The sequence below is a fragment of the Pedobacter faecalis genome (genome assembly GCF_030182585.1).
Taxonomy (GTDB): Bacteria; Bacteroidota; Bacteroidia; order Sphingobacteriales; family Sphingobacteriaceae; genus Pedobacter; species Pedobacter faecalis.
On sequence record NZ_JARXOW010000001.1, the window covers coordinates 537,336 to 551,225 of the forward strand.

General features: G+C 47.5%; 8 protein-coding genes. 2 read left to right on the forward strand and 6 right to left on the reverse strand.

Annotated elements, in window-relative coordinates; translation table 11 throughout:
- Window positions 1-76 precede the first annotated feature (76 nt).
- From QEP07_RS02365 to QEP07_RS02375, 3 genes are all read right to left on the reverse strand, one after another.
- Window positions 77-1,762 carry a sodium/sugar symporter gene (locus tag QEP07_RS02365; RefSeq protein WP_256005877.1) on the reverse strand — a complete coding sequence of 562 codons (1,686 nt, stop codon included), beginning with the start codon at window positions 1,760-1,762 and terminating at the stop codon, window positions 77-79.
- Between the two features lie 104 nt (window positions 1,763-1,866).
- Window positions 1,867-3,822 carry a hypothetical protein gene (locus QEP07_RS02370; RefSeq protein WP_256005876.1) on the reverse strand — a complete coding sequence of 652 codons (1,956 nt, stop codon included), beginning with the start codon at window positions 3,820-3,822 and terminating at the stop codon, window positions 1,867-1,869.
- A 12-nt stretch (window positions 3,823-3,834) separates the two neighbouring features.
- Entirely contained in the window at window positions 3,835-5,268 is a 1,434-nt protein-coding gene (locus QEP07_RS02375) for a 3-keto-disaccharide hydrolase (protein WP_285008351.1), read from the reverse strand.
- Window positions 5,269-5,495: 227 nt separating this feature from the next.
- Between QEP07_RS02375 and QEP07_RS02380 the strand changes: the two genes are divergently transcribed.
- A complete protein-coding gene (locus QEP07_RS02380; protein ID WP_285008352.1) occupies window positions 5,496-8,183 on the forward strand; it encodes a PQQ-dependent sugar dehydrogenase in 2,688 nt (895 codons plus the stop codon).
- Window positions 8,184-8,212: 29 nt separating this feature from the next.
- Here the strand turns inward: QEP07_RS02380 and QEP07_RS02385 are convergent, their stop codons facing one another.
- Window positions 8,213-8,965, reverse strand: coding sequence for a hypothetical protein (locus QEP07_RS02385; protein ID WP_285008353.1), 753 nt, complete (start codon window positions 8,963-8,965; stop codon window positions 8,213-8,215).
- A gap of 134 nt (window positions 8,966-9,099) precedes the next feature.
- Between QEP07_RS02385 and QEP07_RS02390 the strand changes: the two genes are divergently transcribed.
- The gene (locus tag QEP07_RS02390; protein ID WP_285008354.1) at window positions 9,100-11,370 is read left to right on the forward strand and encodes a bifunctional alpha,alpha-trehalose-phosphate synthase (UDP-forming)/trehalose-phosphatase; all 2,271 of its coding nucleotides are present in this window, start codon (window positions 9,100-9,102) and stop codon (window positions 11,368-11,370) included.
- Window positions 11,371-11,384: 14 nt separating this feature from the next.
- On the opposite strand, the gene QEP07_RS02395 is transcribed toward QEP07_RS02390, so the two are convergent.
- Window positions 11,385-13,169: a glycoside hydrolase family 15 protein gene (locus QEP07_RS02395; protein WP_285008355.1), complete on the reverse strand. Its 1,785-nt coding sequence runs from the start codon at window positions 13,167-13,169 to the stop codon at window positions 11,385-11,387.
- A 24-nt stretch (window positions 13,170-13,193) separates the two neighbouring features.
- A complete protein-coding gene (locus tag QEP07_RS02400) occupies window positions 13,194-13,847 on the reverse strand; it encodes a DUF6266 family protein (RefSeq protein ID WP_285008356.1) in 654 nt (217 codons plus the stop codon).
- Window positions 13,848-13,890: the final 43 nt, after the last annotated feature.

Below are 13,890 nucleotides of genomic sequence, written 5' to 3' on the forward strand. Positions count from 1 at the left end.
ATCCAATAAGAAAGCCCCGGCGAGATATCGCCGGGGCTTTTTGGTGTGTTATATTTTTCAATGAAAACTGGCCGACTTACCAGTATGCCGAGTACAAGGCAACGAGCATAGCGATAATGATCAGCGAGCCTACTGCGAACGAAGTAGAAACACGGAACATCTTGGTGTCCACTTCGAGTCCGTTTGGTACAATACCCTTTTTGTTTTCATAGATGCTGATGAAATACATACCGATGATACACACAGCAAACACGATAAGCATCCGGTCCATAAACGGTATTTCATAGATGCCCGCAGAATTTGCAACAGCCCATCCGTATTCGTAGAGCGGCGACAAGTCCACCCATCCCGGAAGGAACTTAAGTATAATGGATACGATAAAACCACCGATGGTAGCAAAAAGTGCGGCGTTTGATGTAGTCTTCTTCCAGAAGAATCCCAGGATGAACATGGCAAAAATACCTGGCGATACGAAACCGGTGTATTCCTGAATGTACTGGAACCCTTGTTTACCCTCTCCCATCAATGCATCACCAACGATGAGTGAGAGCAATACCGCCATCAGCATGGAAACAACAACACTGATCTTACCTACGTTAACCAGATTCTTCTCTGAAGCTTCCCTGTTGAACGCCTTCTGATAAATATCCAGTGTAAAGATGGTCGCGATACTGTTCGCTTTACCGGCAAGAGACGCCACAATAGCCGCTGTAAGCGCAGCAAATGACAAACCCTTTAATCCGGTTGGCAGCAAAGTAAGCAAGGCAGGATAAGCCTTATTTGGATCCTGCACGCCGGAGCCTGTCAACAGGTTATCAGGGCTGATTGCCGGAATATCGTTTTTGATGATATAGTAAACGGCAATACCCGGAATAACAACAATTACAGGCATCAGCATTTTTAGAAACGCGGCAAACAGCAAACCAGCACGCGCTGTAGGCAGAGATGCGCCTAAAGCTCTTTGTGTGATATACTGGTTACATCCCCAATAGCTCAGGTTGGCAATCCACATACCACCGATCAGTACGCTCAGTCCCGGAAGATCCATGTAATTCGGATTATCTTTCTCAAAGATCAGGTGGAAGTGCTCAGATGCCCCGTCGGTAAGGATATCAAAACCTTTAACGACGCCTTGCTGACCAGAAATGATGTTTAATGCAATATAAGTAGCTACCAAACCGCCCAGCACCAGGAAGAATACCTGGATAACATCGGTATAACCGATTACCTTCATACCACCCAGCGTAATAAAAATAGCAAACAACGCCAGGCCCAGAATACAAAGCGTAATGTCGATACCCGAAATACCACTAATGGCAAGCGCGCCCAGGTAAAGGATCGACATCAGGTTAACCACGATATACAGCATCAGCCAGAACACAGCCATAATCATCGCAACGGTTGAGTTGTAGCGCTGATTGAGGAACTGGGGCATGGTAAATATCTTGTTCTTCAGATACACCGGCATGAAAAATACAGCTACGATAATAAGGGTAGCGGCAGCCATCCATTCGTATGCAGAAATGGCGAGTCCGAGCTTAAAGCCCGATCCGCTCATACCGATCATTTGCTCTGCAGAAATATTTGAGGCGATAAGTGAGGCACCAATAGCCCACCAGGTCAGTGAACCCTCAGCCAGGAAGTAATCTTTAGAGTCGCTGGTGGCCGACTTCTTTTTGTAATAAATCCACAAGCCGTAGGCGGAAACGATTATAAAATAGATAAAAAATACAATGTAATCGCTAGTTTCGAGTCTATTCATTGTTTATGCTTGGTTAAAATGAAGCGCTAAAATAAAAAAATATTCGGCATATATAACTAAAAGTCACACGTGCCGAATATTTTTAATTCAGGAGAGCAAAAATGCTATTTATTCAGAGAGTTGATCCAGGCGGCGATTTTCAGACCGTCTGCCTTTTTAACCTGCGGCATTGGCGGCATTTCGGTTGAATAGCCTGGCCAGTTCTCAGGTTTCGGATTGTGGATCAGTTCCACGATTTTCTCCGGCGAATATTTGCGTTTAGCGATATCTACGAAAGCCGGCCCAATCTGACGTTTGGTTGGGTTGTGACAAGCTGTACAAGTATAGCTTGTCAGCAAACCTTTTACCTGGTTGTACGTAGGCGCTTCGGCTTTAGCGGTAGTAATCACTTTCTGTGCAGTCTTTTTAGCTTCAGGTGCATTTTTGCCAGGAGCTTTGATCGGCGCCGGAGCCTTCGCAGGCGCAGCGGCTGAATTTCTGGTGCTTACTTCGCTCATAGACAGCTTAGCGTTGGTAGGGATGCTGTTCAGCGTATAGTATCCAATTGGATGCATCAACGCAGCTCCACCCTCCTGGGCACGTACGCCCTCTACCATGATGGTATGGATGTAATACTGACGCAGATTATCTACAATAATTCTGGCACGAAGACCATCGGCCGAAACTTTTACACCTCTAACTTTAAGTGTCTCTTTGTTTACCGGTGGCGAACCATAAACAGGCTGATATTTGTACAGGTAGCTTTCAACATCATAAGAAGCAAGATCCTCAGCTGTTTTTCTATCAACTGGCTTGGTGAACTCAATTTCAAAACCGTCAGACATGGCGCGGATAGCACGCATCTCGAAAGGTGTTTTGCTATTGTCGTAAACCAAACGCTCAAGGCCTTCATTGGCATCACCTGCTGATCCCCATCCGCGGTTGGTTTCACCAACGAACAATGAACCATCCTGTGCCCAAGCCATTCTAAGTACACCTGAGCGGAAACCACTGCGGAACATGAAAGAAGCACCTTGCTCTACCCCGTTCACTGTTTCAAGGAAAACCCTTGAAATAATACTCATACCCTGATCACCGATCAAAAGCTGACCGGCAAACGGTCCGAAAGTATTCGCAGGAATTTTAACCGGCTCAGAAGTTGAGATACCCAGGATACCATAAGGCAACCATACCGATGGAAGTCTTAACTCAGGGAAATCTTTCTTCATTTCGTAAAGCAGCTTATATTGCTCATCTACACGGTTTTCAGGCTTAACCATCCTACCCTGATCATTTCTAACCCTTCTCTCATCAATTTTGGAACGGAAATATTCTTCAGTCATTTTGATTGGGGAATCAGATCTGCCAGTCCAGCGCAATCCAGCAGGGTGACCTAAGAAGTCGCCCTTGTTAACCTGCCAGATAGCACCAGAACCGAACCAGTCGCCCTGGTTGTCAGTATAATAAAGCTGACCATCGATAACGTTTGGTCCCGCAGGTGAACGCTGACCGGTAGCCCAAGGCTCCATTTTACCATCTTCAGTAATTTTCATGGTCCAGCCACGCATCGGCACACGGCTCTCGCCTCTCCACCATTCTTCGTCACCAAACGCAACGTTGCCAGTCACAAAGAAGGAACCATCAGGTGCGATCTTAGGACCAAAGCTATACTCATGGTAGTGTCCGCTTAGCGGCCAGGCGTAAACAGTTTCATAGACCTCAGCTTTACCGTCGCCATTTCTGTCGATCAGTTTAGTAAGCTCACCACGCTGTGCACAATACAAAGCACCGTCTTTGTAAGCAAGACCAAGAATTTCGTGCAGACCAGAAGCAAACTTGCGGAAATATGGTCTGTTGCTGGTTGGGTTCTCTACGATATACACATCGCCACGTCTTGTAGAAATAGCGAGGTCGCCATTAGGCATAGTTACCAAACCACCCACTTCCAATATATTTCCTTCCGGAACCCTTACCTTTTGTATTTTGTAGTAATCTTCTTCTTTTTGCGTCTCCTGTGCATAACCCACGGAGAAGCTGAAACTTAATGCCAGCAGTGCCAGCGTCTTAAAAGTATATTTCATTATCTAACCCTTTTAAAATAATATAGAATAGCTAAGCTTACCATTCACAGGAGCTATTAATTGCTTCGTACCGTTTGCATCTTTAACCATTGGCTTCATCTTGCTGTCGCTGAACTTGATGTAGTACGACTGGCCATCGATCAGGTATAACCCCTTGCCCAGGTCTTCAATAGCAGAACCAGAAGCGATCATGTGATAGATGTTGGAAACCGGTTGCTCCAGGGTGATTTCTCTTGTTAAACCCTGACCATTCTCATTGGCGCGGATAGCGTCTTTAACGCGGGTACCATACATCTTGTAAACAAAAGTAGGACGATCGTTACCATCAAGCTCATAGCCTTTAGTCTGGAAGCCAGTGCCGGTAGTGTCGTTCAACCAGCTGTCTTGTGCGCTCAACAATTTTGCAAGCGCAGGAACAGGCTTCTTAGTGAAAGTAGTTACCGTACCGCGGGGGCGTGAAGTTCCATTACCTCTTTCGTGCCACATTGGGGTTGCATCTACGAATTCACCATGCCATGCGTGGAACAACACACCATTATCAAGGTCATATCCGTAATGTACTTCTTCCGGGCTGGAAACAGAGATCGCATGAACAACCTTAATACCACCAGCGATGTCCACGAAACTGCGGATAAGCGGGTTATTTGCCGGATCTACATAGATCGGGTCAGCACTGTTCTCCCGCTGCCTGATGGCCGACTGCGCATCTGCAGGAAGTTTCGATATTTTAATGTTTCTGAAGGCCACAGCACCATGATCGCCCTGCAAGCGAAGCGGACCTACTGCACGCTCACCGCCATTGGCACCACGGGTAACACCAAACAGTTCCACGTTATCGTGAATAAGCACGCCGTTTAGTTCTACGGCAACCATTCTTGCATTCTGAACTTTCTTGCCAGAGCCGTCAAATCTTGGTGCCCTGAATGCAATTCTCATTTTTTGCCACAATCCAGGTGCTTTAGACGCATTCTGACGTGGCGCATAACCGTCGTAGCCTTTCTGGCCTTCTGGTCTTGAATCATCCCAGCGCTGGTAGATACCACCGTTGTTAGATGCCTTAGGGTTTTTAAGTCCCCACGCGTCTTCCAACTGGATTTCATAAACACCTTGCAGGTAAATACCAGAGTTACCGCCTTTTGCAAGCAAGTACTCCAGTTCAAGTATCATATCACCATGTTCGGCAACGGTATACAGGTCCCTGCCTGCATTCTTTTTAGGGATGCTTACTAAAACGCCGCTACCCTTTGCGACTTTTAACACATCTTGTTGGTCAAGATTAGCCGTAACCCCTCCGGCAATTGACCAGGTTGGACCCGGATCTTTGAATGCCGAAAGATCGTTCAGGCTGATTTCCGACTGATCAGTTAGCTGCTGACCAGCCACAAGTGAAGTGCCCAACAGCCAGACAAGAGCCGTTGTTCCAAACCTTAAGTAATTAAGTTTCATGTTGTGGTTTTTGGTTAAAAAAAATTAAAAGTAACTATTTTCTCATGCGATTAAAAGATTCGCAAAATAATGATTTTGTTACAATAATCAATACCTGCTGATAATGAACAAATAAAGCTTAATAGATAGCTAAAACTATTTAATACCTATTGTTAGGAAATGGCACTCAAAGCTGTATTTTTGGTTTTATACATACACTTGAATAATCAGGACAACCAATAAACCAAATGAAAACTTACTTCGCGTTATTACTTTCAGGAATCGCATTTGCCACTTTATTACCACTCGGAAAAGACACCGAAATAAAAAAAGCCACACAAATTGACACGCCCGATCAAAACCGCTTTGTGAAAGTCACCCTCGTACAGGGACAGTTCACCGAACCTACGGAAATTGCCGTACTGCCTAATCTTGACGTGCTGGTATCTCAGCGACGCGGCGAACTTATGCTTTATAAAAATGCCACACGCACATTGATACAGGCTGGCAAACTGGATGTATATTTCAAAACCAGTGTGCCCGATGTAAACGCCGAGGAAGGTTTACTCGGCATCGCGGTAGATCCAAAGTTTGCCGCAAACCAGTATGTTTATGCGCTGTACAGTCCGGCCGGCAAATCGGTAAACCGCCTTTCGAGGTTTAAACTGGTGAACGACAGGATCACTACCGCTACAGAAAAGGTCATCCTTGAATTCTACTCACAAAGAGAGATCTGCTGCCATACCGGCGGTTCGCTCGCCTTTGGGCCCGACGGACTACTCTATATTTCTACAGGTGATAACTCTACCCCGTTTGATGTCCCAAAGCAGCAATACGTAAACAAAGGCTATGCCCCGCTTGATAACCGGGAAGGCCTTCACCAATATGATGCCCGCCGCTCCGCGGGAAACACAAACGATCTCAGAGGCAAAATTTTGCGGATAAGGGTCAACGACGATGGCAGCTATGGTATTCCAGACGGTAACCTGTTTGCGAAAAATGACCCTAAAGCCAAACCGGAGATCTATGTAATGGGCAACAGAAACCCCTACCGTATTTCGGTAGACCAAAAGACAGGTTTCCTGTACTGGGGCGAGGTTGGTCCGGATGCGGGCAACGACGATCCGGCCCGCGGTCCGAGAGGCTACGATGAAGTTAACCAGGCAAAGAAAGCCGGCAATTTCGGTTGGCCACTGTTTGTGGGCAACAACTATCCGTACCGGGCTTATGATTACACCAACGGCAGCAGCGGAGATCTTTTCGATCCCAACGCACCTAAGAACGACTCGCCCAACAATACCGGCCTCAGTCAGTTGCCCCCGGCGCAACCTGCATTTATATGGTATCCTTATGGTGAATCGCCAGACTTCCCGCAGGTTGGCACCGGAGGACGCACCGCTATGGCCGGACCGGTATACTATACCAAGCCAGGCGCTTCGCCATACCCGGCCTACTATAACGGTAAGCTGCTTATCTACGAATGGGTTCGCGGCTGGGTTAAAGCCGTAACCATGTCGCCACAAGGCGATTATCTAAGCATGGAGCCCTTTATGGCAAATATCCCCCTTGCTGCGCCTATCGATATGGAGCAGGGTCGCGATGGCAAACTGTATATACTGGAATACGGTAAGGGCTGGTTTGCCAAAAACCCAGATGCGGCGCTGGTGCGCATCGACTATCTCGAAGGCAATCGTCCGCCCGTAGTAAGCAAACTGAACATTAAAAAAACAAGCGGACTCCTCCCCTATAAGCTTGAAGCCAGTGTTGAGGCAACAGACCCGGATGGTGATGCGCTCACTTATGTATGGTCGCTCGGCAATGGCATTAAGAAAACCACCACAGTACCAAACATCCAGCACACCTTCAGCAAAGCAGGCCAGTACAGCATCAGTGTTCAGGTGGTCGACAAAGACCGCGCTTCTGCGAAAAGTCCGTCAATACTCGTCTCCGCGGGTAACGCACAGCCTGTGGTAGACATCGCTACCAGCGATAACAAGAGCTTCTTCTTCCCTGGCGTGCCGGTTAATTATAACGTTAAGGTCACTGATCCAGGCGCTACGGTCAACAGAACCCGCATCTTTGTCTCCAGCGCTTACAACGAGGGTACCGACATGGCTGGCGCCAAATTAGGGCATCAGGAAGTGGCCCAAACGCTGGTCGGAAAGGCACTGATGCAAAAATCAGATTGCAGCACCTGTCACAAAGTGAACGAAAAATCAATAGGCCCGGCATTTGCGCTGGTATCGGCTAAATACCAGGCGAAGCCTGATGCCGCAAAATATCTTTCCGGAAAGATCATCAAAGGAAGTACAGGTGTATGGGGTGAAGTACCCATGCCGGCACATTCCCCGATGAAAACTGGTGAAGCCACCCAGATTGCCGAGTGGATCATGAGCCTGAAAGCGAAATCAACCACAGCGCCTTCGCTGCCAGCTGCCGGAAAGATCACCCCGCCTGCATCTTTAAATGGAAAACAAACAGTATTAAGCATCAAAGCAAGTTACTCAGACCTGGGCGGCACAAACCTGAAGCCGCTTACATCCACCGCGGTACTCAATCTCAGAAACAGCGTGATTGATGCCAAAGACCTGCGCGATCTTTCAGGATTCGGGCGAAAAGATGCGAACGGAACAGAATCATTGATATTCCCCGAAAAGAACGGATGGATAAGGCTGAAACAGGTCGATCTCAGTCACGTAGCTGCTCTGGCCACCACTTTAGTTGCCCAGGGCGATACACCCTACACTATTGAGATCAGGCTGGATTCAGAAAATGGTACCGTGATAGGAAGCGGCAAACATAACGATGGCCAGATTTCACTGAACGAAGTGACTGATGGTAAGATGCACGACGTCTACATGATCGTTAAGACGGATCAGTCGGCCGCCAAAGACAGGCCTGCCATGAGAACGCTGACGATCGTTCCGAAGAAATAAACCCACGAAACAACTGTAAAAGGCCGGCTTTAGTCGGCCTTTTGTTTTTTTCCGCCAACATTAAACACAGCCCCTATCGTAAAGATAGAGTTGCCCGCACTTACATACTTCCGGTTGTTCAGGCCGAAGTTTGCACTTGTAGTATATTGCAGTTGAAACGCATCGCTTAGCCTCATACGGGTAAAAAATACTGGTTCAAGAAATACATTGCCCTCGCGCAGCTGTCCGATGCTGTTCCGCATAAAGGTCTTCATCTCCACATTACTTATGCGCAGCGCTGTACCATAATTGATTGGAAAAGCCTGGCCGAACAAATTCAGTGTATTGCTCTTCCTCGAGCTATAGTTCACCTGCAGGAAGGTTTTAGTGTAGGTAACCTCTTCCAGATCAGAACCAGTCAGCACCTTATTTTCATCATAATGCCTAAACACACGATCGGTGCTCCCGGTGCCGTAGCCTGCGTAAACTTCCAGGATACGGTTATCATCCGGCCCAAAAGTATTGAAATAACCAACGCCCGCCTCGCCAAGCTTGTGCTTAAAATCCTTCTTTTCCCAGTCGCGGTCCATATACGAGCCGCTGAAGATCACCCCAAAATGGTCCGACACCGCATAGGCGCCATTGATGCTGGCATTGCCACGCAATGAGATATGGCCACCACCGCTAAACTCGCCTTGCTGACTAAGCATGGGCGTGTTTGGTACGTTAGGCATATATATCGATGAACAGGAAGCCGTTAGCAACAGGGCGGCCGACAATAAAGGAAGTCTAAACTTTAGCATATCACAATAAGCGTAATCAACTTAACGAAGGCCGGCAAGTTACAAACAAACTGGCACTCAGGCTAATCTTAATAAGCAATAAATTTAATCTTTGGAAAAACAATTGCGCAGTTGGAGATGTTGTAAAGTCAGATATGCCAATAAAAAACAAAACAATTATAATATCGAACCGGCTTCCCGTAAAAATCAGCGAACAAAATGGTGAATATATTCTGAGGCCGAGCGAAGGTGGTCTGGCCACCGGTCTTGGATCGGTATACAAAAACGGCGACAACATCTGGATCGGCTGGCCGGGAATAGAAGTTCCGGCAGACAGGCAGCGCGAGGTAACCAGAAAGCTGGCTGCGTTAAACTTAATACCTGTTTTTCTTACCAACGAAGAAATCAATTTCTATTATGAGGGCTTTTCTAATGAAATCCTCTGGCCGGTATTTCACTACCTGGTTACCTATGCCAATTTCGACCAGGCCTACTGGGATTATTATCAGGCGGTAAATGCCAAATTCAAAGATGTAGTCTTGCAGCACAGCAAAGACGGCGATACCATTTGGGTGCACGACTATCAGCTGCTCCTGCTGCCCAACCTAATAAGACTGCAGCAACCCGGCGTTACCATAGGTTTCTTCCAGCATATTCCATTTCCATCCTACGAAATATTCCGGCTTATTCCCTGGCGTGAAGAGCTGATTGCGGGCATGCTTGGTGCAGATTTGCTCGGCTTCCATACCTTCGACGATGTAAGGCACTTCCTGAGTGCGGCATCGCGACTTTCCAGCGGCAAGCTTTCGGAAAATGTGATTGTCGATAAAAACCGGCATGTGGTGGTCGAGGCGTTCCCTATGGGCATCGATAGTGAGAAATTTGAAAACCTTACCAATCACCCCAAAGTAGCACGGCATTCCACTGCTTTCAAGGAAAGTCAGAAAGACCTTCGGATTATACTGACCATCGATCGGCTTGATTACAGCAAGGGGATCATACAGCGGCTTCAAGCCTTAGAGCTGTTGCTGCAGCTCCATCCCGAATACATTGAGAAAATTGTTCTTTATATGGTTGTTGTGCCTTCGAGAGATACCGTTCCCCAGTATAAGGACCTTCGGGATCGTATCGACCAACTGGTGGGCAATATCAACTCCAGGTTCAGAACAATGAACTGGTTGCCCATCCATTATTTTTATAAATCGTTCTCAGTAGAATTCCTCTCGGCGCTGTATAGCACGGCCGACATCTGCCTGGTTACGCCCATGCGCGACGGTATGAACCTCGTAAGCAAAGAGTATGTTGCATCCCGTACCAATGGCGACGGAGTGTTGATACTTAGCGAGATGGCAGGCGCATCTAAAGAACTCAATGAAGCATTGATCGTTAATCCGAACAACATTGGCGACATCATGCGGGCCATTGTGCAGGCTATCAATATGCCGCGCGAAGAGCAGGAAACACGTATGACCAACATGCGGCATACCGTTAAAAAATTCAACATACACCTTTGGGTAAAAAACTTTATAGATAAACTACAGGAAGTAAAACAGATGCAGCAGTCGCTTTTAACCAGATACGCCTCCCAGCCGATCCGTGAAAAAATAGGTCATGATTATGCCAATGCGGCCGACCGTTATATCTTTCTCGACTACGATGGTACGCTGGTTGGTTTTCATGGCGATATCAACCTTGCGGCGCCCGACGAAGAGCTCTATGCGCTGATTGATAAACTGCTCAGCGACCCGGCTAATCATGTCATCATCATCAGCGGCCGAAACTACAAGAACCTCCAGAAATGGTTTGGTCACCTCAACATCGGCATGATTGCGGAACACGGCGCATGGCTTAAGCAGCAGGGCGAAGACTGGCAGAGTGTGCCTTTCCTGACCGACAAATGGAAGCACGAGGTTAAGGCTGTTCTCGATACGTATACCGACCGTACTCCGGGCTCCTTTGTAGAAGAAAAAGCTTTTTCACTGGTGTGGCATTACCGTAAGGTAGAGAATGGCCTGGGCGAACTGCGCGCAGGTGAAATTGTGAATCACCTCAGGATGTTTATTGCCGACAAGGGCTTACAACTGATGGAAGGCAATAAAGTCATAGAGTTTAAGAATATAGAGATCAACAAAGGCAAGGCTGCCCTGAACTGGCTGGCCAACCATAATCCCGACTTTATGATTGCCTTTGGCGACGACCATACCGATGAGGATATTTTCAAATCCCTGCCAGAATCCGCCTATACCATAAAAGTAGGCAACAATATATCGGCGGCGCGGTATTATCTGCGCGACCACAAAGAAGTAAGAGAATTGCTGAGTCAGCTTGCCTATAATAAATTTCCGGCAACAACGGCACAAACAGAAAAGTCAGCGACCGAGCAACCCTCATTTCTGAAGCGATTGCTTAAGTCGCTGACCAACTAAGCTATCAATACGTATTAAAGAAACGCCGGCCTGTCGAGTTTAACACCAATCCGATGGGCCGCGTTCATTAAGCCTACATGGCTGTAGGCCTGGGGGAAATTACCCCATTGGCTGCCGTCACGCTCGTCCACATCCTCGCTGAACAACAGCAGGTGGTTCGAATATTTTATGATGGATTCAAACTCGCGGATCGCATCCTCTACCCGGCCCACACATGCCAGCGCCTCCACGTACCAGAATGCACAGATCAGGAAAGTCGTCTTCGGCCTGCCAAAGTCGTCGGTATGCAGATAGCGGTAAAACAAACCATTTTCAGCCTTAAGTTCCTTCTCAAGCGCCAGCAGATGGTCCTTGGCACGGTCAGACGCCGGGTCCAGATAGTTCATCAGGATCAACTGCAAAGTACTCGCATCGAGGTGACTGCTGCCTACGGCGTGCGTGTACACCTTACGCTCCGGATCATAGCAAGCTTCAATATGCTCAGCAGCCCTGTCGATCAATATTTGCGCACGTTCCTCATACTCCGCGTTGCCGATCGTTTTGGCCATTTTGAGCGCGGCATTGGCGCCCGCCCATTGAAACAGGTTGGTATAGCAATGGATATGCGCAATATTTCTGAACTCCCACAAGCCGGCGTCGCGCTCATCGATGGTACGCTCAATTTTACTCAGCAGATTGTCAAGCCACTGCGCCGAATCCTGACGCTCCCTGAATATAAACCTATGGTCGGAATACAAAGGCAGCATAGAAATCAGCACCTGGCCATAAATATCGTTCTGAATATGCTCATAAGCCTGGTTACCAATACGTACAGGCTTATTGCCCTGGTACCCATGGATGTGGTCCAGCACGCTCTCTTTCAGCAGGCGCTCGCCGCTAATGCCAAACAAAGGCTGATAACGCTTTTCATCCCGGAAGGAAATGTCGGTTACATAGCTAAAGTACTTTTCCATCTCCTCGAAATGTCCGATGTGGTTTAGCGCCGTTATAACATAATAGGTGTCACGCATCCAGCAATAACGATAGTCCCAGTTGCGCCCGCTGCCCGGCGATTCCGGCAGACTGGTTGTGCTGGCTGCTATAATAGCACCCGTGTCTTCATACTGGTGAATTTTAAGTACCAGAGCCGAGCGGATCACCAAGTGCTGATAAAACCCGGCAATATTAGAGTGCTTAATCCAGCGTCTCCAGTAGCGGATGGTTTCTGTCAGGAATCGGTCGGCCGTACTAATGATCGGTGCATTCAACTCATACCCGTAAGTCATAATCAAGTACTTAGGTTCATTGAGCGCAAAGTAATGCTCATCTTCAATATAGCTCAGGGAAATATTCGTGCTCAGCTGCATCATTTCGGTGCAGCCGCTAAAAAGAATATGATTGCTGCCACGGCTTCCCTTTTGCCGCGACTTGCCATAATTACATACCGGCTTACACCTCACCCGAACCCGGGGATTGCCCTCAATCGGCTCAATCTTACGGATCATCATTAAAGGCTTAAAATAGCGTTCATGATGATAAAATCTGGGTGCAAAATCCGTAACCCGGTATTTGCCCTCCGGGTTACTGATCTCCGTACATAAAACGTTCGTGTTTTCCAGGTAAAACTGGCGCGAAGTGAATTCGCCATGCGGCTTTATCGAAAATTCACCCCCGTTTTGTTCGTCTAGCAAGCCTCCGAAAACAAAACTGCTGTCAAACCTTGGCCAGCAAAGCCAATCAATATTCGTATTCTTATTAATATGTGCAAGATATGCACAGTTTCCAATGATACCTGTCTGGTAGGTATGCCTTTCTGCCATAAATAATTTAAAATTGTGTATAAATTAAACAGCACCAGGCAAGTTTTGTTTACCTAAGTAAACACTCTCTGTCGTATCATCACGTTTAGTTCGCGATGCGAAGCACATATATACCTCCATATACGCATTGCACAACTCAGGTGGCAAGTATAGCTGCTCGCTGCAGGCACAGCGATCAGCACCGTCCAGCACGTAAACAGCGCGGCTCAGCACAGGGAAGAAAGCCAACAGCATCACCCGCTCACTGGCCTGCTCAAAACAGGTATGCGGCTCAAAGTCCCAGGTAACCAAAATGCCATCATCATTGAGCACAGCGGAGGCAGTGGTACCTATATGCCGGCCACAAGCCAGCTTAACCTTCGCATAATCCAGATACAGATCAGGATACACACCATCAACCGCATTTTTTAAATGGTAAGACACAGCCGCATTAAATGCTGTCTGCCCTGCTTTCAGCTTTCCGTCAAAACCGATATTCACAAACTCACGCACCACTTTCAGAAAAGCCATCACCACCGCAAGCGCATTTCTGTTGGCCGTTTGCTTTTCAGAAGCAGGCACCCTACACTCCCCACAGTACGCACTACCCGCCTGCCATTCCTTATATAAAAAACCAGATTCCCTACACGGCCGCTGTAGCCACCTAATAAACCCGAATTCAAGTTGCCATAACATCATAACATAAATAAAACATAAAACTAAAAGTGCGGCGTGCACGGTC